This is a genomic window from Streptococcus sp. UBA4344 (assembly GCF_002393675.1).
Taxonomy (GTDB): domain Bacteria; phylum Bacillota; class Bacilli; order Lactobacillales; family Streptococcaceae; genus Streptococcus; species Streptococcus vicugnae.
Genome location: NZ_DGTE01000032.1, coordinates 79,334 through 105,641, shown reverse-complemented (window position 1 = coordinate 105,641; position 26,308 = coordinate 79,334). Strand labels below are relative to the sequence as shown.

Here is a 26,308-nt window from a genome sequence, read left to right as displayed (position 1 = left end):
ATAGAAATCAAACAGAGGAATAGATATGGCAAAAGATATTAAATTTTCATCAGATGCACGCGCAAGTATGATGCGTGGGGTAGATATTTTAGCAGATACAGTTAAAGTAACCTTAGGTCCTAAAGGTCGTAACGTTGTTCTTGAAAAATCATTTGGTTCACCACTTATTACAAATGATGGTGTGACAATTGCCAAAGAAATCGAACTAGAAGACCACTTTGAAAACATGGGAGCTAAACTTGTTTCAGAAGTTGCCTCAAAAACAAATGACATCGCTGGTGACGGTACAACAACTGCTACAGTATTGACACAAGCTATCGTTCGTGAAGGTCTTAAAAATGTAACTGCGGGTGCTAACCCAATTGGTATCCGTCGTGGTATTGAATCAGCTGTTGCTGTCGCAGTTAACGAATTGAAAGAAATTGCTCAACCAGTTGCTAATAAAGAAGCGATTGCTCAAGTTGCTGCCGTTTCATCACGTTCTGAAAAAGTTGGTGAATACATTTCAGAAGCGATGGAAAAAGTTGGTAACGATGGTGTTATCACTATTGAAGAATCACGTGGTATGGAAACAGAACTTGACGTTGTTGAAGGTATGCAATTTGATCGTGGTTACCTTTCACAATACATGGTTACTGACAATGAAAAAATGGTAGCCGATCTTGAAAATCCATACATCTTGATTACAGATAAGAAAATCTCAAACATCCAAGATATCTTGCCACTTCTTGAAGAAGTGCTTAAAACAAGCCGTCCACTTCTCATCATCGCTGATGACGTTGATGGCGAAGCTCTTCCAACACTTGTTCTTAACAAAATCCGTGGTACTTTCAATGTTGTAGCTGTTAAAGCTCCAGGATTTGGTGACCGTCGTAAAGCAATGCTTGAAGATATCGCTATTTTGACTGGTGCTACAGTGATTACAGAAGATCTTGGTCTTGAGTTGAAAGATGCTAACATGGCAGCTCTTGGTCAAGCAGCTAAAGTAACTGTTGATAAAGACAGCACAGTTATCGTTGAAGGTGCTGGTGATGCAGATGCTATCGCTAACCGTGTCAACGTGATTAAATCACAACTTGTTTCAACAACATCAGAATTTGACCGCGAAAAACTTCAAGAACGTTTGGCTAAATTAGCTGGTGGTGTTGCTGTTATCAAAGTTGGTGCGGCTACAGAAACAGCTCTTAAAGAAATGAAATTGCGTATTGAAGATGCCCTTAATGCGACACGCGCTGCTGTTGAAGAAGGTATTGTTGCTGGTGGTGGTACAGCCCTTGTTAACGTCATTTCAAAAGTGGCTAAACTAGATCTTGAAGGCGATGAAGCAACTGGACGTAACATTGTCCTTCGTGCCCTTGAAGAACCAGTTCGCCAAATTGCTTTCAACGCTGGTTATGAAGGTTCAGTTATCATTGAACGTTTGAAAAACTCAGAAGTTGGTACAGGATTTAACGCTGCTAACGGTGAATGGGTTGACATGGTAGAAGCTGGTATCATTGACCCAGTTAAAGTTACACGTTCAGCTCTTCAAAACGCTGCTTCAGTAGCAAGCCTTATCTTGACAACAGAAGCAGTTGTTGCTAACCATCCAGAACCTGCTTCATCAACTCCAGCAGCTCCAGGTATGGAGCCATCAATGATGGGTGGCTTCTAAACCAAAAGCTAAATAGATTAAAAAAACACCTCATTTGAGGTGTTTTTTTGTGATGTTATGAATTTCTAATATTCAGAAGTAATTTGATATAATGAAGAAGATATAAATTCTGATTAGGAAGAGGGTGTGTTATAGTGGACGAGAAAGAAATGATGAGTTTGGGTGAGTTGTATCGTGAGTTGCGCATGGCGCGTGGATTAAAACTAAAAGATGTTGCTGGCGAAAATTTATCAATTTCCCAGTTATCGAAATTTGAGAATGGGCAAACGATGCTTACTGCAGATAAGCTTCTAGTAGCTATCTCAGCTATCCACATGAGTTTTTCAGAATTTGGACATGCCCTTAATCACTATCAAGAAAGTAGTTATTTTAAGCTTGGTAATCAATTGGCTAATTTACAGGTTGCGGGTGATATCGATGGTTTAAAGGAGGTGCTTAAAAATTTTGAAGCTGATGAAAATTTTGACACCTATAATCGTTTGACACGGATTGATATTATTAGTGCTATTTATTCTCTTGATTCAAGTTATGAAATCAGTGAAGATGATAAGCAGTTTTTGACACATTATCTTTACAGTATTGAGCAGTGGACAGAGTATGAACTTTATCTTTTTAGTAATACTATGTCTATTTTATCTGATGCTGATCTGATTTTCTTAGGAAGAGCATTTGCTGAACGTAATGAATTTTATTTGTCTCTTTCTCAACATAAAAAGGCAGCGCAATTGACTTTTATTAACATTATTTTGGTTTTAATAGAACATCAGCAACTTTATTATACGAATTATTTTATGAATAAATTGGAAAGTATGATTAATTATCAAGATATGTTTACAGTGGTATTTTTAACCTTTTTAAGAAATACTTTGGCTTATTTGAAAGGTGATACTGATGATATTCAGCCAGTGAGAGATTGTATTGAAATGGTTGAAAAGCTTGGAAATCCCACGATGGCAAATCTCTTGGAAAAACATCTAGAACAATTTATCCAGCTATATAAAAAATAAAAACCAAGGGATTAAATCCCTTGATTTTTAATTAGAAAGAACAAATTTTTGGTTAGGTTAAAAAGGCCAAATTCTAAGAGTAAGAAGAAGCGCTGTTAGTACGATAAGTTTCTTATACATTCTAATGACCTCCTATTACCTTTATTTTATCGTAAAAAACAGGGAAAACTTAAAATTATCATATATGAAAAAACAAAAATTGAATTTTCATATTTGCGAATTTTCTAAAAAGCTTTTTTTCCGTGGTATATTATACGTGTAAGTATTTTAAGTAGTGCTTACGGAGCAATATTATTCTTGGTTAGGCAAGATGTTTGACATATGAAGGGATCAATTGATTGGGAGCTTTTGATTTTTGGGAGTCATATGTTATAACGAGTATTGCTTCAAGGGAATGGATTTATATCCAGGAGAGTTAGCAATATGCTAATCTTGACACCTGAATTATTTGATTGAGGTGTATAAGTCATATCTTTTTTTCTTATTGAGCGACACCGTCTGTAGTATTAGTAGTATTATACGTTCAATTCAAAATTAGTACATTTCCGAGAGATATGACATGAGATAGGGTTTATTGAGAATGCCTAAGCTCTTTGATTGTTCACACATTAAAATCTTGGTATTCTTATAGACTTATTTATTTTGACATCGTATTTTCAGTTGGGGGCAGCTGAAAATATGCTGGTGCAGCTTGACTGTATAACTTTCTGAAAAGACTGACAGCTACACTAAAAAAACTTAAAGGAAAAACGAACTCTTTTGATTTGGTGGAGTTCGTTTTTTCTTTTTCTGAAAAAAGCAAATGCTGAAAAGATAAAAATAATCGTAAAAAAGCTGTGTCTGTAGTATACTAAGGTTAGAAAATGCTGGTTTAGTTTTATATATGCTTACTGGATGAAGGGAGTAGGCTTATGATGTTTTGGTTAGGTGTTACAGGTGCGGTTTTAGGTGCGATTTATCTTGTTATCATTGATAACAAAGATGATTTCTGAATAGTAAAAGGTGGTTTTTTAGAGCCGCCTTTTTTAGTTGTAATATGGTGTGATTTTTCTGTAATAGGTGTTTAAAAAGTTTTTGGTATAATGATAATTCAAGATTCGTTAAGATAGGGAGACTTAAAATGAAAAAGTTTAAACACACGTTAAAACGTAAAAAAATTTGGATTCCTAGTTTGATTTTAGCAACATTGCTAATCGTTTTTGTGGTGTGGGGAAGTTTTCACTATTCCAAAAAACAAGTGATTCGAGATTATGTCTCAGCGTATCAAAAATCTGGAGATACTTTTGATAATATCAAGGGCTATATTGTCTGGGCAGATAATAATGAAAAAGTGACAACTGATGAGGCCAAGTATGCCACATTTAGTAAACTTTCAAAAACAGAAGCTGACAAGCTAAGTAGTGAGTTGGAGAAAGCTGATGCTTCTGATGATGCTTATGTGAAGAAAATCGGTCATAAGTTTTTGATTTTCCCAAATTATCGCATTGCCTTGAAACCTTTGAATTTGACCATTAAGACTAATGTCAACAAGGTTGATGTTTTGCTAAATAAAAAGAAAGTTGCAATCAGTGATTCAGATGACTATCAAGTCAATCTTGAGCGTTTACCTATTGCAGATTATACCGCAAGTATTTCAGGTAAATACAATGGCAAGCCAGTTAAACTTAGCAAAGCCTATGATGGCAAGAATACTTTGCTAGATTTGTCAGTTAGTTTTAAGAACTTTAAAGTAACTAGTAATTTAGTAGATGGCGACCTTTATTTTGATGACACGCGCGTAGGTACTTTGGAAAATGGTGAGTACGAGGTTAGCGATTATCCATTAACCGATTCTGCACAAGCTTATGTTAAGAAAAAATTCTCAGACGGGGATTTAAAATCGCAAAAGCAAGTCCTCTCAAGTATTTCTGATGGGGATACGGTGGCTTTAAATGTCGATAATCTTTTAGATAATGAAACTGCTGGTAAAGTATTGGTATCTGCTTTTGATCAAATGATTCTCTATTTGAACGCTGGTCAGGATTCGCCAACAGTATCCACTGTTTTTGAAGATGGTGGGAACAATGAGTTTTATAAAGGGTTAAAAGAAAGTATCAAGGCTAAGATGCAAACAGACAGCCGCAAGGCAACAAGTTTAACAGTGCCTAATATTACATTGACTAGTCTTTCTCAAGTTGGTAAAGAAACTTATGTCGCAGGCTTTACAGCAACTTATGATTTCCATTACGATAAATCAACAGATCCTGAAAAGCAAACTTCTGGAGAAGTGATTCAAACCTTAGAAGGTAAATTGACCTTGAAGAAAGTAGGAACGAGCTATGTGGTTGCTAATTCAGGACAAAAGAGCATCACTGTGACCAATGAAGATAATCAAATAAAAGTCGATTCTCTCTTCCCAGAAGCCATGTTAGGAACATGGAAAGTGGATGATAAAAATGATACCTCATTTACTTTTGATGCTGATGGTACAGTCACTCAAACAACTAAAAATAATAAAAAACAAACTAAAGTTACTGGTATTGAAGATAAAGGAAATAACGTTTACCACTTTGTTTATGGAGACGATGCTGATACAAGCGTCTTTGTAGTAAGTGGTTTAGGTGGTGTAGGTGTTAAGTATACATTTGGCATTAAGGTAGATGGTAACAAGCTTACTCTAGTGGTATGGCAAGCCAATAAAGATGCTGATTTTGATTATAGTAAACCAATGCTTGGAAAAACTTTAAGTAAGAAATAAAGTAAAAGTCTGAGACAAAAGTACCCAGCTTCTTTGTTTACATAGTTATTATTACAAGACGCAGTAGTTGAGTGGGTTCTAATACGCTGATAAATCAGCTTTTACAACCCTACTCAACCTTGCGGGGGTGAGACGACGAAATCAAGTTTCTGCGAAACTACTGATTTCTGTCTCACTCCCTTTTAATGTAATCCAGCTTCAAATGTTTTTGATTTTGCTTCAACGCTGATTTTTTCAAGAGTAAATGGGTGTGTGAAGCTGAGTTTATGCGCGTGGAGCATGAGGCGCTTAGCAGGAATATTACTGTATAATGGATCACCGATGATAGCATGACCATGTGCGGATAAATGTACGCGAATTTGATGCGTGCGTCCTGTTTTTAGGCGGCATTTGACCAGCGACCCTTTTGGAAAGACCTTGAGGCGGTCTACAATAGTTAAGGCCGTTTGGCCATTTCTGCGGTCCACAACACGTTTTCTGCGATCATGTCGATCACGTCCAATTTTATCTTGGAAAACCTGATGTTTTGGCTCAAATTTTCCTTGAGCTAGTGCCCAGTATTCACGTGAAATGTCTTTATTTTCTAGCAGACGATTGAGAATTGGCAGAACAAAGGGGTTTTTAGCAAACATAACTGCTCCGCTAGTTTCCATATCTAAACGGTGGATGACGTAGCAAGTTTGTCCAACATAGGCTGAGACGTGGTTGAGCAGAGCAATTTCATTTGGCTCATTACCGTGCGTTTTCATGCCTTCTGGCTTGTTAACGATAATGAGATGTTCATCTTGGTAAAGACAATCAACCAAGTCGGCTTGTCCGAAAGGAATCTCTTTTTGGGGATAATCTTCGTCATCAAAAATTAAATGAATCTTGTCGCCAGTTTTCACCAGACTTTGCCAATTGATGGTTTCGCCGTTGATTAGTAAGTGTTTTTTTGTGCGCAAAAAGTGGCGAATTTTTCGTGGAATAAGCAAATGCTCTTCTAATAGTTCCTTAACGGTACAATCTGGGTAAGGATTTTTAAGCGTAAATGATAAAGTCATAATGTTATTATAGCATGAGTGCAAGTAAAAACGCACCATATCAGGCGCGTTAGTGGTTTATTTTTGATCGTTTTCGTGCAACCAATCATGGTATTTTTCTAAAAGGTTAACTGCCATTTGTGTCGCGACAGCCATTGAATAAGCTTCTGTGCCTTCAGCTTCACTTTCAGAAACTTCGAGTTTGGTTTCATCATAAACTGCTTTTAAACTATCGTGTGACAATGTTTTTTTGAATGCTTCAAATCCTTTATTCATGGTAAAATCCTTTCTAATACTCAAAACGAGTATCGTGGACAAGAGTAACAACCAGATTAGTTGTGAACGTTTTATTGATACTTTTATTTTACCATAAAAGAGATGAAAACGTTGTATCCAAGATGAAATCCCTTTTCATCTGACGATTTTAAAAAGAACTGTTATAATGTGGGTATGACAAAATTTAAAATGATTAAAGAAAAAGTTCTTTCTTTTTTAAATCAAGTAAAGAAAGAACTGCCTTTCAAAAATCACACCAGCCAGGACAGTGAAAAAGAAGATAGTTTGGATGATTATCTGGCTGATGATTTAAGTGACTTTGAAACTGGAAACATTGAAGAGCCTAAAGCTCCAACTTACCAACGCAGTAAAGGATATCATGAGAAAGCAAAGAAACAGCCAGCTTGGATGCAAAAAATTTCTCGCTTTATGCCATCGCCAAAGAATCCCATTAGACGTTTTTGGCGTCGTTACCGAGTTGGAAAAATCCTACTAATCTTAGTTGGAATTACAGTTCTAGCAATTGGTTCTTATCTATTTGCGGTTGCCAAATCAACCAATGTCTCGGATTTGCAGGACGCTTTGAAAGCTACAACAGTTATCTATGACAAAGATGAGAATCAAGTCGGTTCCCTTTCAGGGCAAAAAGGAACTTACGTTGAGTTAAATGCTATCAGCGATAACATGAAAAATGCAGTTATTGCTACAGAAGACCGTTCATTTTATAAAAATGGCGGGATTAATTACTCTCGTTTCTTCTTGGCTTTGTTTACCATGGGACATTTTGGTGGTGGGTCAACCATCACACAACAATTAGCTAAAAATGCTTATTTGACTCAAGAACAAACCATCACACGTAAGGCAAAAGAATTTTTCCTAGCGATTGAATTGACTAAAAAATACAGCAAAGATGATATCTTAACCATGTATCTTAATAACGCTTATTTTGGTAATTCTGTTTGGGGTGTTCAAGATGCCAGTCGCAAATATTTTGGAACGGATGCTGCGAATTTGACAGTTGAACAATCAGCTATCTTAGCGGGGATGTTAAAAGGACCTGAAATTTACAATCCTTATTATTCTATAGCAAATGCGACTAACCGTCGCAATACCGTCTTAAGTGTTATGGTGGATGCTGGCAAGATTACACAAGCAGAAGCTGATCAGGCTAAGCAAGTCAATATTGCTAATGAGTTGAATGATACTTATACTGGTAACTCAGATGATTATCAATATGGTTCTTATTTTGATGCGGTGATTCAGGAAGCTGAGAAAAAATATGGCTTGTCTGAAAATGATATTGTCAATAACGGTTATAAGATTTACACAGAGTTAGACCAAAACTACCAGGCTAACATGCAAGCTGTTTTTGATAACACGGCTTATTTCCCAGTGTCTGATTATGATGGTCAAACAGCTCAAGGTGCAAGTGTGGCGATGGATCCATCAACTGGTGCGGTTCGTGGTTTGGTCGGACGTGTCAGCCCAAGCTCAGCAACTTTCCGTAGCTTTAACTATGCGACACAAGCTTCACGTAGCCCAGGTTCAACTATTAAACCTCTGGTAGTTTATTCACCAGCTGTTGCTTCAGGCTATGCTATTACGACTGATTTGCCAAATACTCCTAGAGATTATGATGGTTATTCACCAACTAACTATGCAGGAATTGAAACAGCGGACCTTCCAATGTATCAAGCTTTAGCAAATTCATACAACATTCCAGCCGTTTATTTGCTTCATAAAATCGGTGTAAGCAAGGGAATGAGTTATGGTCAGAAATTTGGTCTTAACATGAAAAATGTTAAGGAAGAATTGGGTGTGGCCCTCGGTAGTGGAGTGACAACCAATCCACTTGAAATGGCTCAAGCTTACTCAACATTTGCTAATGGTGGCGTAATGCCTAAAGGACATTTGATTTCTAAGATTGAAAATGCCAGCGGCGATGTGATTGCAGAGTTTAAACCATCAACGAAGCGTGTGATTAGTAAGTCTGTGTCTGATAAGATGACAAGTATGATGCTTGGAACTTTCTCAAATGGTTCAGCTGTTAATGCCAATGCTTATGGTTACACTATTGCTGGTAAGACAGGTACTGTGGAAGCCAACTTTAATGCGGATTTGACGAGTGACCAATGGGTTATTGGTTACACGCCAGATGTGGTTATCGCACAATGGATTGGTTATGATTCGACAGATGAAAACCACTACTTGACTGATGCAAGTTCAGGTACTGCTTCGACAATCTTTAGTGCTGTAGCAAGTAGCATTTTGCCATACACTGAAGGAACTGAATTTACCGTTGAAAATGCTTATAGCCAAAATGGTTATGACTTGGTTTATAGCGCAAATGGTCAAACAAGTACAAGTCAATCCTCAAGTTCTGATAACATTCTTGATAAAGTTCAAGAATCAGCTCAAGATGCAGGAGATAAGATTGGACGTGCGGTAAAAGATGCTTGGGATAGCTTCTCAAGTTGGTTCAATAAGCAGACTAACTAAGCCACTTGCCAAGTTACGAAAAACATGATAAAATAAGGTCTCGGAGGAATTATGGCACAGAAAAAAGCAAGTTTAGCTTGTACAGAATGTGGAAGCCGTAACTACTCTATCGGAGTTAGTAGCAACCCCAAACCTGTACGATTAGAAGTTAATAAATATTGTAAACATTGTAAAAAATATACGCTACACAAAGAAACACGATAATTGGTAGCGGTCATTCTCAGCTTTAGAGTAATGAGCGAGATGATAGAATAAGGAGGAGTCGCCTGTGGCATTCATTAAGGGAGTTTTTACGATTTTAAGTGAAACAACTTGGCCAAATCGTAAACAACGTTGGAAAGATTATATCTCTGTACTTGAATATACAGCATTCTTTACCATTGTTATTTTCATTTTCGATAAATTGCTCTCACTGGGAGTGATGGATTTATTAAATCGATTTTAAAATGTAACCGTAGCCTAAAGCTACGGTTTTTTTATTTTTGCAGCCAAGGCATATAATGGTAGTGAAATAACAAGTAGAATTATGGGGTATTGGTGATGAGCATGGTAGAATTTTTTTTATGATTTTTCCGGCATTATTTATGATACATGAAATGGAAGAATTGATTTTTATGCCTAAATTTGTTTCAAGTTTACCGACCTCTAAGAAAACTAAAAAAATTCGAGAATATTGTAAACCGCTGATTTTTAATCTTACGGTCTTTGAGCAACTGCTGCTTTTGTTGTTAATTTTAGGGATTAGCTATTATAGTAATCGCTTTGGATTTTATGTGACGGCTATTATTGCTTATATTTACCATATTATTGGGCATATTGCGCAAAGTCTAGTGTTGAGGAGATATGTTCCAGGGCTAGTTGGGGGCGTTATTAGTGGTTTAATCTGCTTCGTTTTTCTTTTGTATTTTGGCTTAGATGATTATTACTTATATCTTTATGCATTGGTGACCTTAGTTATTATCTTTGGTAATATTCTTTTGTTTTTTAGACTCTTAAACAAGCTTCTTTAGCAGCAATTCGTTGACAGCGCCAGCTATTTTTCCTATAATAAAATAAAGAAAAACACCTAAAGAGCCCTTAGGGGCTTTTTTATAATGGAGGAAATTATGTTAGATTCTTTTGATAAAGGTTGGTTTGTCCTACAGACTTACTCTGGTTACGAAAACAAAGTTAAAGAAACATTGTTGCAACGTGCACAAACTTATAACATGTTGGATAACATCTTGCGTGTCGAAATTCCAACACAAACAGTTAACGTTGAAAAAAATGGTAAAGTCAAAGAAGTTGAAGAAAATCGCTTCCCAGGTTATGTTTTGGTTGAAATGGTTATGACAGACGAAGCTTGGTTTGTTGTTCGTAATACACCAAACGTTACTGGATTCGTTGGTTCACATGGTAACCGTTCAAAACCAACACCACTTTTGGAAGAAGAAATTCGCGCAATCCTTATCTCAATGGGACAAACTGTTGATGTCGTTGATACAAACATCAAACCAGGTGATGTGGTTCAAATCATCGATGGTGCTTTCGTTGGTCAAGAAGGACGTGTTGTTGAAATCGAAAATAATAAAGTTAAATTGATGATTAACATGTTCGGAACTGAAACACAAGCTGAATTGGAACTTTACCAAATCGCTGAATTGTAATAATCCAAACAAGCTGAACCTCTTTAAAGAAGTTCAGCTTTTTGATTATTTTAGTGTCTACGACGGCGTTTTTGCTCTTCAATTTCTTCAAGGTAACCAGCTGTCATGATGCTGACAGGAAGTGCGATGATAGCAACGCCAAGAATTGATGAAATCATGGTGATTAATTTACCGATAGCTGATACGGCGTAAATATCTCCGTAACCAACGGTTGTTAAAGAAATGGTTGCCCAGTACAGAGCATCAAAAAAGGTATTAAAAGTTGTCGGCTCGACGTTGAAGATAATCAAAGCAGAGATAAAAATATAAGTGATGACCAAGGCTCCGACAATCAGCAAAGATTCTTTTTGCTTTTTAAGTACATGGAGGAGAAGATTAAGGCTTCTAGAGTATCGAAAGAGTTTAAAGACTCGAATGGTACGAACCATGCGAATAATTTTTAGCAGACGAAAAGTATTATTCCAAAAGAGAAGTGATGACAAGATGGCTAGCAAGTCAGTCATTGCTAGAAAAGTAAAAGGGTATTTGACAAATGACCATTTTCCTTGTTTTAGTTTAAAGTCAGCGGTTATTAGACGCAAGACATAATCGACAATAAAAATAATAGTTGTTATATTTTCTAGATGCGCATAAAAAGTGGAATGCGTTTTGATGGTTAAAGGCAACAAACTTGCAATAATCACGATAACCATGAAAACATCATAGATTTTTTCGACAGTGGTTAGATTTTTGTTTGGTTCGATGATATTATAGATTTTCTTTCTCATAAATGGCTCCTTGGTCTTGTTAGAACCATTATAACATAGCAGAAACGCTCTAAATAGCTTGTTTTTTGGTATAATAAGTAACAAAATTAGAAAGAACGGAGGAAGAGAATGTCTGTTGGTTTAGTATTAGAAGGCGGTGGCATGCGTGGCTTGTATACGGCAGGAGTGCTAGATGCTTTTTTAGATGCTGGTATCAAGGTTGACGGTATTGTTTCGGTATCTGCAGGTGCTTTATTTGGTGTTAATTTTCTATCAAAACAAAGAGGTCGTGCTATTCGATACAATAAAAAATATGCTTCTTATCCTAATTATATGGGACTTCGTTCATGGCTAAAGACGGGAAACGTGGTTAATAAAGACTTTGCTTACTACAAAGTCCCCATGGAACTAGATGTTTTTGATGAAAAAGCCTTTGAAGAATCAGGCGTTCCTTTTTATGCAACGGTAACGAATTTAGCAACAGGAAAACCTGAATATCATAAAGTTGATAATGTCTTTGAGCAAATGGAGTTGCTTCGAGCAAGCTCAGCTCTGCCATTAGCTTCAAAAATTGTAGAATGGAATGGCCAAAAATATCTTGACGGTGGTCTTTCAGATAGTATCCCAGTAGATTTTGCAAGAAGTTTAGGATTTGATAAATTGATTGTTGTCTTAACACGTCCAATTGATTACCGCAAAAAACCAAGCAGCGGTCGTCTTTATAGACTTTTTTATAGAAAATATCCTAAATTTGTAGAAGTTGCTTCAAAACGTTACGAGCATTACAATAATACCGTTGAGCACATCATTGACTTGGAAAATAAAGGCGAACTTTTTGCCATTCGCCCAAGCCAAAATTTAGAAATCGGGCGTCTTGAAACAAATCCTGAAAAATACGAAGAAATTTACCAAGTCGGCTTAGCAGATGCCAAAGAAGATATGACAAACTTGAAGGAATATTTAGCAAAATAATGAGCGAAGATTTGATTTGATATCAAACTTGTCTCATCAACTAACAAAAGGCGTGAAATCCCCCGTGATTTCGCCTTTTTTCTTTATTCTTTTCGTGGTATAATAGTAACCAATACTAAGAACATGGAGAAATGACATGGCAACTTATAATCATAAAGAGATTGAGAAAAAATGGCAGGCCTTTTGGGCTGATAACCATACTTTTAAAACAGGAACAGATGCGGATAAACCAAACTTCTACGCATTAGACATGTTCCCATACCCATCTGGAGCGGGTCTTCACGTAGGACACCCAGAAGGATACACTGCGACTGATATCCTTAGCCGTTTCAAACGTGCTCAAGGTTACAACGTGCTTCACCCAATGGGTTGGGATGCTTTTGGTCTTCCAGCAGAACAATACGCAATGGACACTGGTAATGACCCAGCTGAATTTACAGCTAAAAACATTGCCAACTTCAAACGTCAAATCAACTCACTTGGTTTCTCATATGACTGGGACCGTGAAGTGAATACTACTGACCCTAACTACTACAAATGGACTCAGTGGATTTTCACAAAATTGTATGAAAAAGGTTTGGCATACGAAGCTGAAGTACCAGTTAACTGGGTTGAAGAACTAGGTACAGCTATTGCCAACGAAGAAGTGCTTCCTGACGGAACATCTGAACGTGGTGGTTACCCAGTTGTTCGTAAACCAATGCGTCAATGGATGCTTAAAATCACAGCATACGCAGAACGTTTGCTTGAAGACTTGGATGACCTTGATTGGCCAGAATCAATCAAAGACATGCAACGTAACTGGATTGGTAAATCAACTGGTGCTAATGTTACTTTCAAAGTAAAAGATACTGATAAAGACTTCACTGTCTTTACAACTCGTCCAGATACACTATTTGGTGCAACTTACGCTGTTTTAGCTCCTGAACACCCACTTGTTGAAGCTATTACAACACCAGAACAAGCTCAAGCAGTTGCTGATTATAAACACCAAGCAAGCCTTAAATCAGACCTTGCTCGTACAGACCTTGCTAAAGAAAAAACAGGTGTTTGGACTGGTAGCTATGCTATCAACCCAGTAAATGGTAAAGAAATGCCAATCTGGATTGCTGATTATGTTCTTGTAAGCTATGGTACTGGTGCTATCATGGCAGTTCCTGCCCACGATACACGCGACTGGGAATTCGCAAAACAATTTAACTTGGAAATCATCCCAGTTCTTGAAGGCGGAAATGTTGAGGAAGAAGCTTACACAGAAGATGGTCTTCACATCAACTCTGGTTTCCTAGATGGTCTTGATAAAGCACAAGCTATCGATAAGATGGTTGAATGGCTTGAAGCAGAAGGTGTTGGTAACAAGAAAGTGACTTACCGTTTGCGTGACTGGCTCTTCTCACGTCAACGTTATTGGGGTGAACCAATCCCAATCATCCACTGGGAAGATGGTACAACAACAGCTGTTCCAGAAGATCAACTTCCACTTGTATTGCCAGTAACAAAAGATATCAAACCTTCAGGTACAGGTGAATCACCACTTGCTAACTTGACTGATTGGCTTGAAGTGACACGTGAAGACGGTGTTAAAGGTCGTCGCGAAACCAATACAATGCCACAATGGGCTGGTTCAAGCTGGTACTTCCTACGCTACATTGATCCACACAACGATGAAAAATTAGCTGATGAAGAATTGTTGAAACAATGGTTGCCAGTTGATATTTACATCGGTGGTGCAGAACACGCTGTGCTTCACCTTCTTTATGCTCGTTTCTGGCATAAATTCCTTTATGATTTAGGTGTCGTTCCAACCAAAGAACCATTCCAAAAACTCTTTAACCAAGGGATGATTTTGGGAACAAGCTACCGCGATCACCGTGGTGCGCTTGTGGCAACTGACAAAGTTGAAAAACGTGACGGTTCATTCTTCCACATTGAAACTGGTGAAGAACTTGAACAAGCACCAGCGAAAATGTCTAAATCACTTAAAAACGTTGTTAACCCTGATGATGTGGTTGAACATTATGGTGCAGATACACTTCGCGTGTACGAAATGTTCATGGGACCACTTGATGCCTCAATCGCATGGTCTGAAGAAGGTCTTGAAGGCTCACGTAAATTCCTCGACCGCGTATACCGCTTGTTGACAACAAAAGAAATTGTTGCAGAAAATAATGGCAATTTGGATAAAGTCTACAACGAAACTGTCAAAGCTGTTACTGAACAACTTGAAGCCATGAAATTCAACACAGCTATCGCACAATTGATGGTATTTGTTAACGCAGCAAATAAAGAAGACAAACTCTTTGCTGACTACGCTAAAGGATTTGTTCAATTGTTAGCACCATTTGCACCACACCTTTCTGAAGAATTGTGGCAAGTCTTGACACAATCAGGTGAATCAATTTCATACGTTGCATGGCCAACATGGGACGAATCAAAACTCGTTGAAAACGACGTTGAAATTGTTATCCAAATCAAAGGTAAAGTACGTGCAAAACTCGTTGTACCAAAAGACTCAAGCCGTGAAGAACTTGAAAAACTTGCTCTTGCAAACGAAAAAATTCAAGCTGAAATCGCTGGTAAAGACATTATCAAAGTGATTGCGGTACCTAATAAACTTGTTAACATTGTTGTAAAATAAGTTTTTTGATGTAAATAAAAAAATGACGCACAGGTTGAATCCTGTGCGTTTTTGTATTTTTATTAACAACGCTAATAAAAACTTGCAGACATCTTTAACTTGTGATAAACTTAATGTACGTACATGTTAGAAGGAGAAAAATTATGGCAGCTAAGTACCAGATACTTGCAGATAATCTTTTAGAAAAAGTTTTAAACGGTGAATACCCGATTGGAAGTGTGATTCCACCAGAAAGCAAGCTGCAAGAGATTTATCAAGTTAGCCGCCATACTGTGCGACAAGCTCTTAGTTTGTTGATTCAACAAGGATATTTGAAAGCTGAAAAAGGTTCAGGAACCTTTGTTTTGAATTATAAAGATGCATCAAAAAATAAGACCCAAGCTACCAAAACAATTGGTGTTATTACGACTTATTTGTCTGATTATATCTTCCCAACAATTATTGAAGGGATTGAAGAAGTGCTTCGTGAGCACGGTTATTCTCTGATGCTTAATGCAACAAATAATGACCCTGCACAAGAAGAGGAGTGCCTTAAAAGTATGATTTCCCAAGGGGTTGACGGCTTTTTGGTTGAACCGACTTCAAGTAATGAATACAATCCTAATATTGCTTATTACTCTCAATTGCGTGAAGATGGCGTGCCAGTTTATTTTTTGAATGCTTGCTATGACATGCTGGATGTGCCTTATGCGAGTCTTGATGATGAACAAGCTGGTTATGAAGCAACCAAATATCTTATCGGTAAAGGCCATACTAAGGTTGGGCTTATTGCCAAGATGGATGATATGCAAGGTAAATTGCGTATGAAAGGCTTTATCAAGATGCACGAAGAAGCTGGTTTGCCATTCCAATCTCGTTATATTGCAACCTTTACGACGAAAAATCAAAAAGAGGCAATCGTGCGATACGTTGAGGACATTTTGGCTTCAACAGATGCTCCAACGGCAATTGTCTGCTACAACGACCAAGTGGCAAGTCAACTCATTCAGGCATTGCGTGAGGTTGGGTTAACTGTGCCTAAAGATATTTCCTTGGTTAGTCACGATAATTCATATTTGGCTCAAGCGCAATTAATTACAAGCGTTAAACATCCTAAAAAGCAGCTTGGTCAAGAGGCTGCGCAACAATTAATCAATGCTATCGAAAAGAATACTGAGATGACATCGATTCTTTATGCGCCTGAGATGATTGAACGAGATTCTGTAAAAGAAATTTAAAAAAATTTTTTGACGTTAAAAAAATGATAGAAAAAGCTTGATGCTGTCCCATTTATGGGACTTTTTTTGTGCCTTATTTTTCTTTTTGTCCGAACAAATTTAATTTTATCTATTTACATGTCCGAACATAAGTGTTATAATAATCTCGGAAATTGAAAACGGATACAAAAGGAGGGCTATCCATGGTGCATGTTATTGATGACATTAAAAATGGTCACGTATCACTAGGGGTTGAATTTGGCTCAACCCGCATAAAATCAGTGTTAATTGATAGCAAGCAAAGACCAATTGCTTCTGGAAGTTACAATTGGGAAAATAAACTTGTCGATGGAATTTGGACATATTCATTAGAAGACATATGGACAGGTTTACAGACATCTTACCGTAATTTAAAAGCAGATGTTGCTAAGAAATATCAAGTTCCACTTAAAAAGATCGGACAAATTGGTTTTAGTGCAATGATGCACGGCTACATGGCTTTTGACAAAGAAGGCAACTTGCTAGTTCCATTTAGAACTTGGCGAAATACCATTACAGCTCAAGCCGCTAAGGAATTAAGTGATTTATTTGATTTTAATATTCCAGAACGTTGGAGTATCGCTCACCTCTACCAAGCGATGTTAAACAAAGAAGAACACGTTTCAAATATTGATTATCTGACAACTTTAGCTGGCTACATTCACTGGCAATTGACTGGTGAGAAAGTTCTCGGTGTCGGAGATGCTTCAGGAATGTTTCCGATTGATTCAGAAACAGGCGATTATAACCAAGAATTTTTGAATCTCTTTGCTAAGAAAATTGAATCTTACGACGTTCCGTGGCAATTAAAAGACTTGTTGCCAAAAGTTTTAACAGCAGGTACGCTAGCTGGTGTTTTGACAGAAGAAGGTGCTAAACTTCTAGATTCAAGTGGTGAATTGGAAGCAGGCTCAAAACTTTGCCCACCAGAAGGTGATGCTGGAACTGGTATGTTAGCGACAAATAGTGTGGCTAAACGAACTGGTAACGTCTCAGCAGGAACTTCAATTTTTGCCATGATTGTTCTTGAAAAAGCCTTGAAGAAACTTCATCCAGAAATTGATATTGTCACAACACCGGTTGGTGATTCAGTGGCTATGGTTCACGCTAATAACTGTACTTCTGATATTAATGCCTGGGTGAAAATGTTCCAAGAATTCTCAGGTTTGTGTGGTAAACCAATCAGTACAGCTTACATCTATCCACTTCTTTTTAACACTGCTTTGTCAGGTGATAAAGATTGTGGTGGTGTTCTAAGCTACGGTTATTACTCAGGCGAAAGCATTACAAATATCAACGAAGGTCGTCCGGTTCTTGTTCGCACACCAGATAGCAATTTCAACGTTTCAAATTTGATGCGCAGCCACATCCTATCAGCATTCTCAACACTTGCAATTGGGATGGAAATCTTGGTCGATGAAGAAAATATCCAAATTGACAAGATTCTTGGTCATGGCGGTATTTTCAAAACACCTAAAGTTGGCCAAAGTTTGTTAGCAGCTGCGATTAACAGTCCGGTATCTGTAATGGAAACAGCTGGTGAAGGTGGTGCTTGGGGAATTGCTCTCCTTGCAGATTATATGACCCACACTGAACGTTCACTTGCTGATTATCTTGAAGAAGTTGTCTTTGCAGACGCTGATGTAGCAACTATTGAACCAGATGCTGCAGATGTTGAAGGCTTTAAAGCTTTCTTGGAAAAATACAAAAAGGGATTAGCTGTTGAACGAGCAGCAGTTGAAACGATTTAGGAGAAAGACATGTTAGAAGATTTAAAAGAAAAAGTCTATCAAGCTAACTTGGAATTACCAAAACGTCACCTTATCCAATACACATGGGGAAATGTCAGTGAGGTTGACCGTGAGTCAGGACTCTTTGTCATCAAACCATCAGGTGTTGATTATGACAAGATGACAGCAGATGATATGGTGGTTTGTGATTTTGATGGAAATGTTGTTGAAGGTGACCTTCGACCATCATCAGATATGCCAACCCATGCGGTGCTCTACAAAACTTACCCAGAGATTGGTGGTATCGTTCATACTCACTCACCTTGGGCAGCAAGTTGGGCACAATCTGGTCTTGATGTTCCAGCGATGGGAACAACTCATGCCGACACATTTTACGGTTCAGTTCCTTGCGCACGCTTCTTAACAAAAGAAGAATTGGATGCAGGATATGAACACGAAACAGGTAATGTTATCGTCGAAACATTTACTGAACGTGGCTTGGACCCGATGGCTGTTCCTGGAGTGCTTTTGCAAGGGCACGGTCCATTTACGTGGGGAACAGATGCTTATGACGCTGTCATGCATGCAGTGGTCTTGGAAGAAGTTTGTCGCATGAATGCTATCACACGCTTCCTAAACCCATTTGCACCAGAGTTGCCACAATACATCTCTGATAAACACTATAACCGTAAACATGGTAAAAATGCCTATTACGGTCAAGCAAATCGTTAACTTGTGATTAAGAATTAAAGAAAAATATAAAGGAGTTTATTATGTTAGAAGCAAAAAAAGAATTTTGGTTTGTCGTTGGTTCACAACATTTGTATGGTGAAGATGCTCTTGAAGAAGTTAAAAAACATGCGCGTGAAATGGTCGCAACTTTGAATGCTAGCGGTAACCTTCCTTACCCACTTGTTTTCCAAGAAGAATTGGCTGTTTCAGCTGACAACATCACAAAATTGATGAAAGAAATTAACTATCGTGATGAAGTTGCTGGTGTTGTGACTTGGATGCACACATTCTCACCTGCTAAAATGTGGATTCGTGGAACAAAATTGCTTCAAAAACCATTGTTGCACTTGGCAACTCAATTTAACGAATCAATTCCTTGGGCAACAATCGACATGGACTTCATGAACTTGAACCAATCAGCTCACGGTGACCGTGAATATGGTTATATCAATGCTCGTCTCCAAAAAAATAATAAAGTCGTTGTTGGTTACTGGAAAAACGAAGATGTTCAAAAACAAATCGGTGACTGGATGGATGTCGCTGTAGCTTACAATTCTGGTTTTGAAATCAAAGTTGCTCGTTTCGGTGATAACATGCGTAACGTTGCTGTTACTGACGGTGATAAAATCGAAGCACAAATTAAATTTGGTTGGATAGTAGATTACTTTGGTATCGGAGATTTGGTTGAAGTGATTAATCAAGTCACTGACGAAGAAGTCGATGCTCTCTTTGCTGAATACAAAGAACTTTATGACTTTGATTATGGTAATTACGATGTTGAAACTTGGGAAAGCCATGTCAAAGAACAAGCGCGTTATGAAATTGCTTTGAAACGTTTCTTGGATGCTGGTGGCTACACTGCCTTCTCAGATAACTTTGAAGACCTTCATGGTATGAAACAACTTCCAGGTCTTGCTGTTCAACGTTTGATGGCACAAGGTTATGGATTTGCTGGTGAAGGTGACTGGAAAACAGCTGCGCTTGACCGCTTCATGAAAGTAATGTCTCACAACCAAAGCACTGGATTTATGGAAGATTACACTTATGAACTTGCTGCAGGTAAAGAAGCTGCTCTTGAATCTCACATGCTTGAAGTTGACCCAACTCTTGCTCACAACAAACCAAAAATCAGTGTTAACCCACTTGGTATCGGTGGTAAAGAAGATCCAGCTCGTTTAATCTTTGATGGTAAAGCAGGTTCTGGTGTTGTCGTTTCAATGGCTGACTTCGGTACAAACTTCAAACTTTTGATTAACGAAGTTGAAGCCTTCGAACCAACAGAAGCTGCACCAAACCTTCCAGTAGCACGTGTTCTTTGGGAAGTAAAACCAAACTTCCACGAAGGTGTGAAATCTTGGATTGAAGCTGGTGGCGGTCACCACACAGTTGTTTCACTTAACGCTACATCTGACCAAGTTGTTGCTTGGGCTAAAATGGTCGGTGTTGATTACGTAGTCATTAAATAATAATCCCTAATTAGAAGAAAATACTCCTCACTCCTATTTATTTGTTTGTATCGATGAGAGATTGACTGTGTGCAATCAGTCTTTCTCCCATTATTTTTAAAAAATTTTTTAGAAAAGAAAGCGATGGTTATGACAGACTTTAATTCAAAAGAATACCTATCAAAAGTTGATGCTTGGTGGCGAGCAGCTAACTACATTTCAGTAGCGCAAATGTATTTGAAAGATAATCCATTGATGCGTCGTGAAGTGACTAAAGAAGATGTTAAAGTTCACCCAATTGGTCACTGGGGAACAATTGCTGGGCAAAACTTTATTTATGCTCACTTGAACCGTGTTATCAATAAATACGACCTTAACATGTTTTACATTGAAGGACCTGGTCACGGTGGACAAGTTATGGTTTCTAACTCATACATTGACGGTTCATACACTGAACGTTATCCACAAATTACACAAGATGAAGCAGGTCTTAAAAAACTTTGTAAAATCTTCTCATTCCCTGGCGGCATTGCATCACACGCTGCGCCAGAAACACCAGGATCTATCCACGAAGGTGGTGAACTTGGTTATGCTCTTTCACATGCCACAGGTGCTATCCTTGATAATCCTGATGTGATTGCCGCAACTGTTATCGGTGATGGTGAAGCTGAAACTGGTCCGCTTAATGCTGGTTGGTTCTCAAATACATTCATCAACCCAGTTAATGATGGTGCTGTTCTTCCAATCCTTTACCTAAATGGTGGTAAAATTCACAATCCAACAATTCTTGCTCGTAAAACAGATGAAGAATTGACTCACTTGTTTGAAGGATTTGGTTGGAAACCTTACTTTGTAGAAGGTAAAGACCCTGAAGTTATTCACAGTCAAATGGCAGAAACGCTTGATGCTGTTATCGAAGAAATCAAAGCTATCCAAGCTGAAGCTCGTAAACATCCAGCAGAAGAAGCTGCACAACCAGTTTGGCCAGTGCTTATTGTTCGTATTCCAAAAGGTTGGACTGGTCCAAAAGAATGGAATGGTGAACCAATTGAAGGTGGTTTCCGTGCTCACCAAGTTCCAATTCCAGTTGAAGCAGGTCACATGGAATATATTGACCATTTGACAAGTTGGTTGAATTCATATCGTCCAGAAGAACTCTTTGACGAAAAAGGTTACATCAAAGAAGAAATCCGCACGATTTCACCAAAAGATGACCGCCGTATGTCAATGAACCCAATCACTAATGCCGGTGTTGTTAAAAAACTTGACCTTGCTGATTGGCGCAAACACGCTATTGATACTACAAAACCTGGTAGCGTCATGAAACAAGATATGATTGAGTTTGGTAATTATGTTGCTGACTTGATGCAAGTAAATCCAGACAACTTCCGTATCTTTGGTCCTGATGAAACAAAATCAAACCGTTTGAACAATGTCTTCAAAGTGACTAATCGTCAATGGCTTGGTCGTCGTGATGACTCATATGATGAATGGATTTCACCAGTTGGTCGTGTTATTGATTCACAATTGTCAGAACACCAAGCAGAAGGTTTCTTGGAAGGTTATGTCTTGACTGGACGTCACGGCTTCTTTGCATCTTATGAATCATTCCTTCGTGTTGTTGATTCAATGATTACCCAACACTTCAAATGGTTGCGTAAATCAAAAACACACACTGATTGGCGTAAAAACTACCCATCACTTAACTTGATTGCAACATCAACTGTTTTCCAACAAGACCACAATGGTTACACTCACCAAGACCCAGGGCTCTTGACTCACTTGGCAGAAAAAACACCAGAATTCATTCGTGAATACTTGCCAGCTGACTCAAACACACTCTTTGCAGTCATGGAAAAAGCTCTTGCTGATGAAGATAAAATCAATGTCCTTGTCACATCTAAACACCCGCGTCCTCAATTCTATTCTGTTGAAGAAGCAGAAGAATTGGTGCGTGAAGGTTATAAAGTAATCGACTGGGCTTCAAATGACCACGGTCAAGAACCTGATGTTGTCTTTGCTGCGGCTGGTACAGAACCAAACTTGGAAGTTCTAGCTGGTATTTCAATTCTTCACAAAGCTTTCCCAGATATCAAGATTCGCTTTATTAATGTTGTGGATATTCTTAAACTTCGTTCACCAAAAGTTGACCCTCGTGGTCTTTCTGATGAAGAATTTAACAAACTCTTCACAACAGATAAACCAGTCATCTTTGGTTTCCACGGCTATGAAAACATGATTCGCGATTTGTTCTTCAATCGTGCTAACCACAACGTTTACGTTCATGGTTACCGTGAAAATGGTGATATCACAACACCATTTGATATGCGTGTTCTTTCAGAAATGGACCGATTCCATATCGCAAAAGATGCTGCCCAAGCTGTTCTTGGTGACAAAGCGGTTGAATTTGCTAAAGAAATGGATGACAAAGTGGCTTATCACACTGCTTACATCCGTGAAAATGGTGATGATATTCCTGAAGTTCAAAATTGGCAATGGGAAAATATTAATTAATTGTTGCTAATGATTTCATTTTAATATTTAAAAACTAATACTTATAAATCTAACTATTCTAACACGAGAAGGGAGGTCGTCAATCATGTGTGATATGTGTTTGGCGGTCTCTTTTTTCGGTAGTTGGAAGTTTTAATGCAGGTGAATAGGTTATGAAAGAATTCGATTTAAAAGATGTTACAATTACCTCGCCTTTTTGGCAAGATTATTTACGTTTAATCAAGGAAAAAACGATTCCTTATCAATTGCAAGTTCTAAAAGATGAGATTGCAGTAGATGTCCAAGCAGAGCGCAAGGATGATAGTTTGCCAGCAGGAAAAAGTCATGCGATTGAGAATTTTAAAATTGCTGCAGGACTTTCTGCGGGAGAGCATTTTGGGTGGTTTTTCCAAGATAGCGATGTTTACAAATGGATAGAGTCAGTTGGTGTTATTTTACAAAGCCAGTCAGATGCGAAACTTGAAGCAAAAGCTGATGAAGTGATTGCTATTATTGATCAGGCTCAGGAAGACGATGGGTACCTGGATACTTACTTCCAATTGAAATTTCCTAAATTGAAATACCGTCAGCTTTATTTTAGTCATGAATTGTACTGCGCTGGGCATTTGATTGAAGCTGCAATTGCTTACGATAAGGCGACAGGGAAAGATAAGTTATTGCAGGTCGCTAAACGCTTTGTTAGCAATATCGCTGAGCATTTTGGTTATGGTGACAATCAGATTCAAGGTGCCGATGGACATCAGGAAATTGAATTAGCGCTTGTAAAATTATATGATTATACCAAGGATGAGTCTTATTTGCGTTTGGCACAATTCTTTATTGATGTTCGTGGAAAAAATCCAGATTTTTATCGGGAAGAAGTAGCTGCAAATTTGGCTGATGGTTTATCAGATGATAATCCAATGATTGATTTGGAGTATTTGCAGGCTTACACGCAGCCAAAACACCAAAAACACGCTGTTGGGCATGCGGTGCGTATGCTTTATATGGCAACTGGTATGGCAAAGATTGTGGCGCGTGATTTTGATGCTGAGCTTTATCAAGCTTGTCTAGATATTTGGGATGATATTGTGCATCGTAAAATGTATGTAACTGGTGGGGTTGGCTCGACAGTCCACGGCGAAGCTTTTGTTGGTCCTTATGATTTGCCAAATGATACCATGTACTGTGAAACATGTGCTTCAATCGCTTTGCTTTATTTTGCTTACGAGCTATTTCAAATTTCACCAAAAGCAGAGTATATCGATGTCATGGAGCGCGTGCTTTATAACGGCATTTTGTCAGGGGCTTCTGCCGATGGAAAGCATTTCTTTTATGTTAATCCTTTAGAAGTTGATGTTGTTTCTTGTCACCATAATCCTGGTAAAGGTCACGTTAAGACACAACGTCCTGATTGGTTAGGTTGTGCTTGTTGTCCGCCAAATTTTGCTCGCACCATCGGCTCGATTGGGCGCTATATTTATCTAGAAAGTGGCAATGAACTGTTTATTAATCTTTACATCGCAAGTCAGTTGAAGGGTAAGGATTTTGTTTTGAAACAAAAAACTGATTTTCCATTTGAAAACAAACTTGAAATTACTTACTCTGGGGTACAGAAGACTTTGTATTTGCAAGAGCCTTATTGGGCAAAAGACCTTGTTGTGACTTGTGAGAATGCTAAAGTTTTACAACGTGAAGGTCGTCGCATAAAAGTTTATCTAGAAGACGGTGCTCATATTGTTTTGCATTTTGGTCAGCCTGTCTTAGCTGTGCATAGTAATCCAGAAGTACGAGCTGATATTGGCAAAGTAGCTATTCAAAAAGGACCATTTATTTATTGTGCGCAAGCTGTTGACAATCCAAATTTGAAGTACTGTCGCTTAGATTCTAAATTGGTTAATCAAGCTCATGCTGTAAAAGAGACAAAAGATTTTGGAGTATGTACTAGCTTGGCGCTTCCTTGCCAAAAAGTTGATGCTTGGCAAGAGAAGACACTTTATCAGTTTGATTATGAAGAAACCTCACGTTTATCTGATTTGGTCATGATGCCTTATTATTTTTGGGGCAATCAAGGTGAGACAGATATGCAAGTTTGGTTTCCAGAAATAAGGAGAAATGTACCATGACCGCACCATGCTTTGGCTGCGCTGCAAAAGTGACCTTGTCAGACCAAGAAATCGAAGAGTCAATTGAGCAACAATTGGCTTTAGAGTTTAATTTGGTTGATGATACTGAGTGGCAACGTCGTCAGGAAATCTGTCAGATTTGTCCACAACGCGTAGGTCACACCTGCGGAAAATGTGGCTGCTACTATAAATTCAGAACAGCCTTAGCTGTTAAAACATGCCCAGAAGGAAAATGGTAAGAAAAAGGATGGCTTTTAGCCGTCCCTTTTATGTCTTTATTAGCTATAAAAGAGTTTAACTTTAATGTCTTGCTTGTAATTACCAAAGTTTTCGCCAAATAGTGTACAGCCACCGATATTTTTGGCATCACCCTTAACTTCAAAACGGAATTTCCAAGTATCAGCAGAAGCATCCAAGTCAGAAATTTTAAGTGGTGATAGGAAGTCGCCGTCGATGTTAGTTCCGTGCTCGGTGATACGAATTGTTTTTAGAAGACCGTATTGATTTAGATGATCAGGATACCATTTTGGAGTGTATTTTCCTCGGATATCTCCGAAGTCACCTGGGCTTGTCCATGAACCTAATTCTTGGTCGTTTAGTGAAAATGTGATATCAGATGGCCAGTTGTTGTTGGTAAATGGAAACTCAGATGCGATTTCAAAAGAAATTTCCATCATCTTCAAGGTGTCATCTTTTTTAAGCAAGTTCGGTGCCTGATACTCCAAGAAACCTTGAGTAAACCAAACGATTTGGGCTTTCATACGTTCAGGAACCATGAAGTAACGAGGCTCATCTACAGGACCGATAAAGTCATCTTTGCTAGCTAAACCACAAGTCGGTTCAACAGAGTAGTCTGTGTAGTGACCGACAGGGATAGATGTCTCAATAGTTGAATACGCATTAAAAATTTTCTTAGGAAAATTAATTTCGATGCGGTCAATTCCAAGACTAACCACTTTTTGGTGGCCGATACGTTCAGTTTTTACAATTTGAGCTTCTTCTAATTTTTTTATGTGCTGTGTGATAATAGCACTACTCAAATGTAATTCATCGGCGATTTCTTTGATGTGCATCCGCTTTTTAGAAAGCAGTTGAATGATTTGTAATCTTACCTTACTTGCGAGTGCTTCGTAAACAGGCAGAGCTTCAGAATTGATTTCAAGTTGCATATTAAGAACCTCCTTTTGAATTAATATTAATACATTTATTAATGTTTGTAAACGGTAATATTATGAATTAACTAAAAATAAACTTTATGATTAACTTAATTTTAGAGAAAAAAGAATAAAAATATATCAAAAAAACTAGAAAAAATACTTGAAATGTTACCTTAAAGTGCTATAATAAAAT

21 protein-coding genes are annotated in these 26,308 nt (G+C 38.0%); 17 read left to right on the top strand and 4 right to left on the bottom strand.

Annotated elements, in window-relative coordinates; translation table 11 throughout:
• The first annotated feature begins 25 nt into the window (after positions 1-25).
• The 3 genes from groL (at position 26) to B4D49_RS06315 (ending at position 5,398) form a co-directional block, all read left to right on the top strand.
• Positions 26-1,654 carry a chaperonin GroEL gene (groL, locus tag B4D49_RS06325; protein WP_286783567.1) on the top strand — a complete coding sequence of 543 codons (1,629 nt, stop codon included), beginning with the start codon at positions 26-28 and terminating at the stop codon, positions 1,652-1,654.
• A 152-nt stretch (positions 1,655-1,806) separates the two neighbouring features.
• Positions 1,807-2,661 (top strand): Rgg/GadR/MutR family transcriptional regulator, encoded by an 855-nt coding sequence (locus tag B4D49_RS06320; RefSeq protein WP_414717964.1) that lies wholly within the window; start codon positions 1,807-1,809, stop codon positions 2,659-2,661.
• A 1,120-nt stretch (positions 2,662-3,781) separates the two neighbouring features.
• The gene (locus B4D49_RS06315) at positions 3,782-5,398 is read left to right on the top strand and encodes a zinc ribbon domain-containing protein (RefSeq protein WP_286783565.1); all 1,617 of its coding nucleotides are present in this window, start codon (positions 3,782-3,784) and stop codon (positions 5,396-5,398) included.
• 182 nt (positions 5,399-5,580) lie between these two features.
• On the opposite strand, the gene B4D49_RS06310 is transcribed toward B4D49_RS06315, so the two are convergent.
• Positions 5,581-6,441, bottom strand: coding sequence for an RluA family pseudouridine synthase (locus tag B4D49_RS06310; protein ID WP_199544682.1), 861 nt, complete (start codon positions 6,439-6,441; stop codon positions 5,581-5,583).
• A 57-nt stretch (positions 6,442-6,498) separates the two neighbouring features.
• A complete protein-coding gene (locus B4D49_RS06305; protein WP_074482713.1) occupies positions 6,499-6,696 on the bottom strand; it encodes a hypothetical protein in 198 nt (65 codons plus the stop codon).
• Positions 6,697-6,870: 174 nt separating this feature from the next.
• On the opposite strand from B4D49_RS06305, the gene pbp2a reads away from it, so the two are divergent.
• The 5 genes from pbp2a (at position 6,871) to nusG (ending at position 10,841) form a co-directional block, all read left to right on the top strand.
• Entirely contained in the window at positions 6,871-9,195 is a 2,325-nt protein-coding gene (gene pbp2a, locus B4D49_RS06300; RefSeq protein ID WP_286783564.1) for a penicillin-binding protein PBP2A, read from the top strand.
• Positions 9,196-9,246: 51 nt separating this feature from the next.
• Positions 9,247-9,399 (top strand): 50S ribosomal protein L33, encoded by a 153-nt coding sequence (gene rpmG / locus B4D49_RS06295; RefSeq protein ID WP_003067827.1) that lies wholly within the window; start codon positions 9,247-9,249, stop codon positions 9,397-9,399.
• Positions 9,400-9,463: 64 nt separating this feature from the next.
• Positions 9,464-9,640, top strand: a complete 177-nt coding sequence (gene secE / locus B4D49_RS06290; protein ID WP_074482712.1) for a preprotein translocase subunit SecE — start codon at positions 9,464-9,466, stop codon at positions 9,638-9,640.
• Between the two features lie 118 nt (positions 9,641-9,758).
• On the top strand, positions 9,759-10,205 hold the full coding sequence (locus tag B4D49_RS06285; RefSeq protein ID WP_286783563.1) for an HXXEE domain-containing protein: 447 nt from the start codon (positions 9,759-9,761) through the stop codon (positions 10,203-10,205).
• A 96-nt stretch (positions 10,206-10,301) separates the two neighbouring features.
• Positions 10,302-10,841 carry a transcription termination/antitermination protein NusG gene (gene nusG / locus B4D49_RS06280; RefSeq protein WP_074482854.1) on the top strand — a complete coding sequence of 180 codons (540 nt, stop codon included), beginning with the start codon at positions 10,302-10,304 and terminating at the stop codon, positions 10,839-10,841.
• 50 nt (positions 10,842-10,891) lie between these two features.
• On the opposite strand, the gene B4D49_RS06275 is transcribed toward nusG, so the two are convergent.
• On the bottom strand, positions 10,892-11,608 hold the full coding sequence (locus B4D49_RS06275; protein ID WP_199544679.1) for an ion transporter: 717 nt from the start codon (positions 11,606-11,608) through the stop codon (positions 10,892-10,894).
• 108 nt (positions 11,609-11,716) lie between these two features.
• On the opposite strand from B4D49_RS06275, the gene B4D49_RS06270 reads away from it, so the two are divergent.
• The 9 genes from B4D49_RS06270 to B4D49_RS06230 all read left to right on the top strand — a co-directional run bounded on the left by B4D49_RS06270 (position 11,717) and on the right by B4D49_RS06230 (position 25,197).
• Positions 11,717-12,559, top strand: a complete 843-nt coding sequence (locus tag B4D49_RS06270; protein WP_286783562.1) for a patatin-like phospholipase family protein — start codon at positions 11,717-11,719, stop codon at positions 12,557-12,559.
• 136 nt (positions 12,560-12,695) lie between these two features.
• Positions 12,696-15,197, top strand: a complete 2,502-nt coding sequence (leuS, locus tag B4D49_RS06265) for a leucine--tRNA ligase (RefSeq protein WP_286783561.1) — start codon at positions 12,696-12,698, stop codon at positions 15,195-15,197.
• A gap of 143 nt (positions 15,198-15,340) precedes the next feature.
• Entirely contained in the window at positions 15,341-16,414 is a 1,074-nt protein-coding gene (locus B4D49_RS06260; protein ID WP_286783560.1) for a GntR family transcriptional regulator, read from the top strand.
• Between the two features lie 182 nt (positions 16,415-16,596).
• Entirely contained in the window at positions 16,597-18,183 is a 1,587-nt protein-coding gene (locus B4D49_RS06255; protein WP_286783559.1) for a xylulokinase, read from the top strand.
• A gap of 9 nt (positions 18,184-18,192) precedes the next feature.
• Positions 18,193-18,894: an L-ribulose-5-phosphate 4-epimerase gene (locus B4D49_RS06250; RefSeq protein WP_021141502.1), complete on the top strand. Its 702-nt coding sequence runs from the start codon at positions 18,193-18,195 to the stop codon at positions 18,892-18,894.
• A gap of 41 nt (positions 18,895-18,935) precedes the next feature.
• Positions 18,936-20,360, top strand: coding sequence for an L-arabinose isomerase (araA, locus tag B4D49_RS06245; protein WP_286783558.1), 1,425 nt, complete (start codon positions 18,936-18,938; stop codon positions 20,358-20,360).
• Positions 20,361-20,489: 129 nt separating this feature from the next.
• Positions 20,490-22,853, top strand: a complete 2,364-nt coding sequence (locus B4D49_RS06240; protein ID WP_286783557.1) for a phosphoketolase family protein — start codon at positions 20,490-20,492, stop codon at positions 22,851-22,853.
• A 152-nt stretch (positions 22,854-23,005) separates the two neighbouring features.
• Positions 23,006-24,958, top strand: a complete 1,953-nt coding sequence (locus B4D49_RS06235; protein WP_286783556.1) for a glycoside hydrolase family 127 protein — start codon at positions 23,006-23,008, stop codon at positions 24,956-24,958.
• Complete coding sequence (locus tag B4D49_RS06230) at positions 24,955-25,197, top strand: DUF6171 family protein (protein ID WP_074603411.1); 243 nt, start codon at positions 24,955-24,957, stop codon at positions 25,195-25,197. The genes B4D49_RS06235 and B4D49_RS06230 overlap by 4 nt, the downstream gene beginning before the upstream one ends.
• A gap of 39 nt (positions 25,198-25,236) precedes the next feature.
• Here B4D49_RS06230 and B4D49_RS06225 read toward each other — a convergent pair whose 3' ends face one another.
• Entirely contained in the window at positions 25,237-26,127 is an 891-nt protein-coding gene (locus B4D49_RS06225; protein WP_286783555.1) for an ArsR/SmtB family transcription factor, read from the bottom strand.
• Positions 26,128-26,308 lie beyond the last annotated feature (181 nt).

Bases quoted from the DNA above. Each gene is read 5' to 3' on its own strand.
- B4D49_RS06320 (WP_414717964.1), top strand. From the start codon at position 1,807: ATGAGTTTGGGTGAGTTGTATCGTGAGTTGCGCATGGCGCGTGGATTA.
- B4D49_RS06225 (WP_286783555.1), bottom strand. From the start codon at position 26,127: ATGCAACTTGAAATCAATTCTGAAGCTCTGCCTGTTTACGAAGCACTC.
- araA (WP_286783558.1), top strand. From the start codon at position 18,936: ATGTTAGAAGCAAAAAAAGAATTTTGGTTTGTCGTTGGTTCACAACAT.
- B4D49_RS06270 (WP_286783562.1), top strand. From the start codon at position 11,717: ATGTCTGTTGGTTTAGTATTAGAAGGCGGTGGCATGCGTGGCTTGTAT.
- B4D49_RS06315 (WP_286783565.1), top strand. From the start codon at position 3,782: ATGAAAAAGTTTAAACACACGTTAAAACGTAAAAAAATTTGGATTCCT.
- rpmG (WP_003067827.1), top strand. From the start codon at position 9,247: ATGGCACAGAAAAAAGCAAGTTTAGCTTGTACAGAATGTGGAAGCCGT.
- pbp2a (WP_286783564.1), top strand. From the start codon at position 6,871: ATGACAAAATTTAAAATGATTAAAGAAAAAGTTCTTTCTTTTTTAAAT.
- B4D49_RS06235 (WP_286783556.1), top strand. From the start codon at position 23,006: ATGAAAGAATTCGATTTAAAAGATGTTACAATTACCTCGCCTTTTTGG.
- nusG (WP_074482854.1), top strand. From the start codon at position 10,302: ATGTTAGATTCTTTTGATAAAGGTTGGTTTGTCCTACAGACTTACTCT.
- B4D49_RS06260 (WP_286783560.1), top strand. From the start codon at position 15,341: ATGGCAGCTAAGTACCAGATACTTGCAGATAATCTTTTAGAAAAAGTT.
- B4D49_RS06285 (WP_286783563.1), top strand. From the start codon at position 9,759: ATGATTTTTCCGGCATTATTTATGATACATGAAATGGAAGAATTGATT.
- leuS (WP_286783561.1), top strand. From the start codon at position 12,696: ATGGCAACTTATAATCATAAAGAGATTGAGAAAAAATGGCAGGCCTTT.
- B4D49_RS06305 (WP_074482713.1), bottom strand. From the start codon at position 6,696: ATGAATAAAGGATTTGAAGCATTCAAAAAAACATTGTCACACGATAGT.
- B4D49_RS06255 (WP_286783559.1), top strand. From the start codon at position 16,597: ATGGTGCATGTTATTGATGACATTAAAAATGGTCACGTATCACTAGGG.
- B4D49_RS06275 (WP_199544679.1), bottom strand. From the start codon at position 11,608: ATGAGAAAGAAAATCTATAATATCATCGAACCAAACAAAAATCTAACC.
- B4D49_RS06230 (WP_074603411.1), top strand. From the start codon at position 24,955: ATGACCGCACCATGCTTTGGCTGCGCTGCAAAAGTGACCTTGTCAGAC.
- B4D49_RS06240 (WP_286783557.1), top strand. From the start codon at position 20,490: ATGACAGACTTTAATTCAAAAGAATACCTATCAAAAGTTGATGCTTGG.
- groL (WP_286783567.1), top strand. From the start codon at position 26: ATGGCAAAAGATATTAAATTTTCATCAGATGCACGCGCAAGTATGATG.
- B4D49_RS06250 (WP_021141502.1), top strand. From the start codon at position 18,193: ATGTTAGAAGATTTAAAAGAAAAAGTCTATCAAGCTAACTTGGAATTA.
- B4D49_RS06310 (WP_199544682.1), bottom strand. From the start codon at position 6,441: ATGACTTTATCATTTACGCTTAAAAATCCTTACCCAGATTGTACCGTT.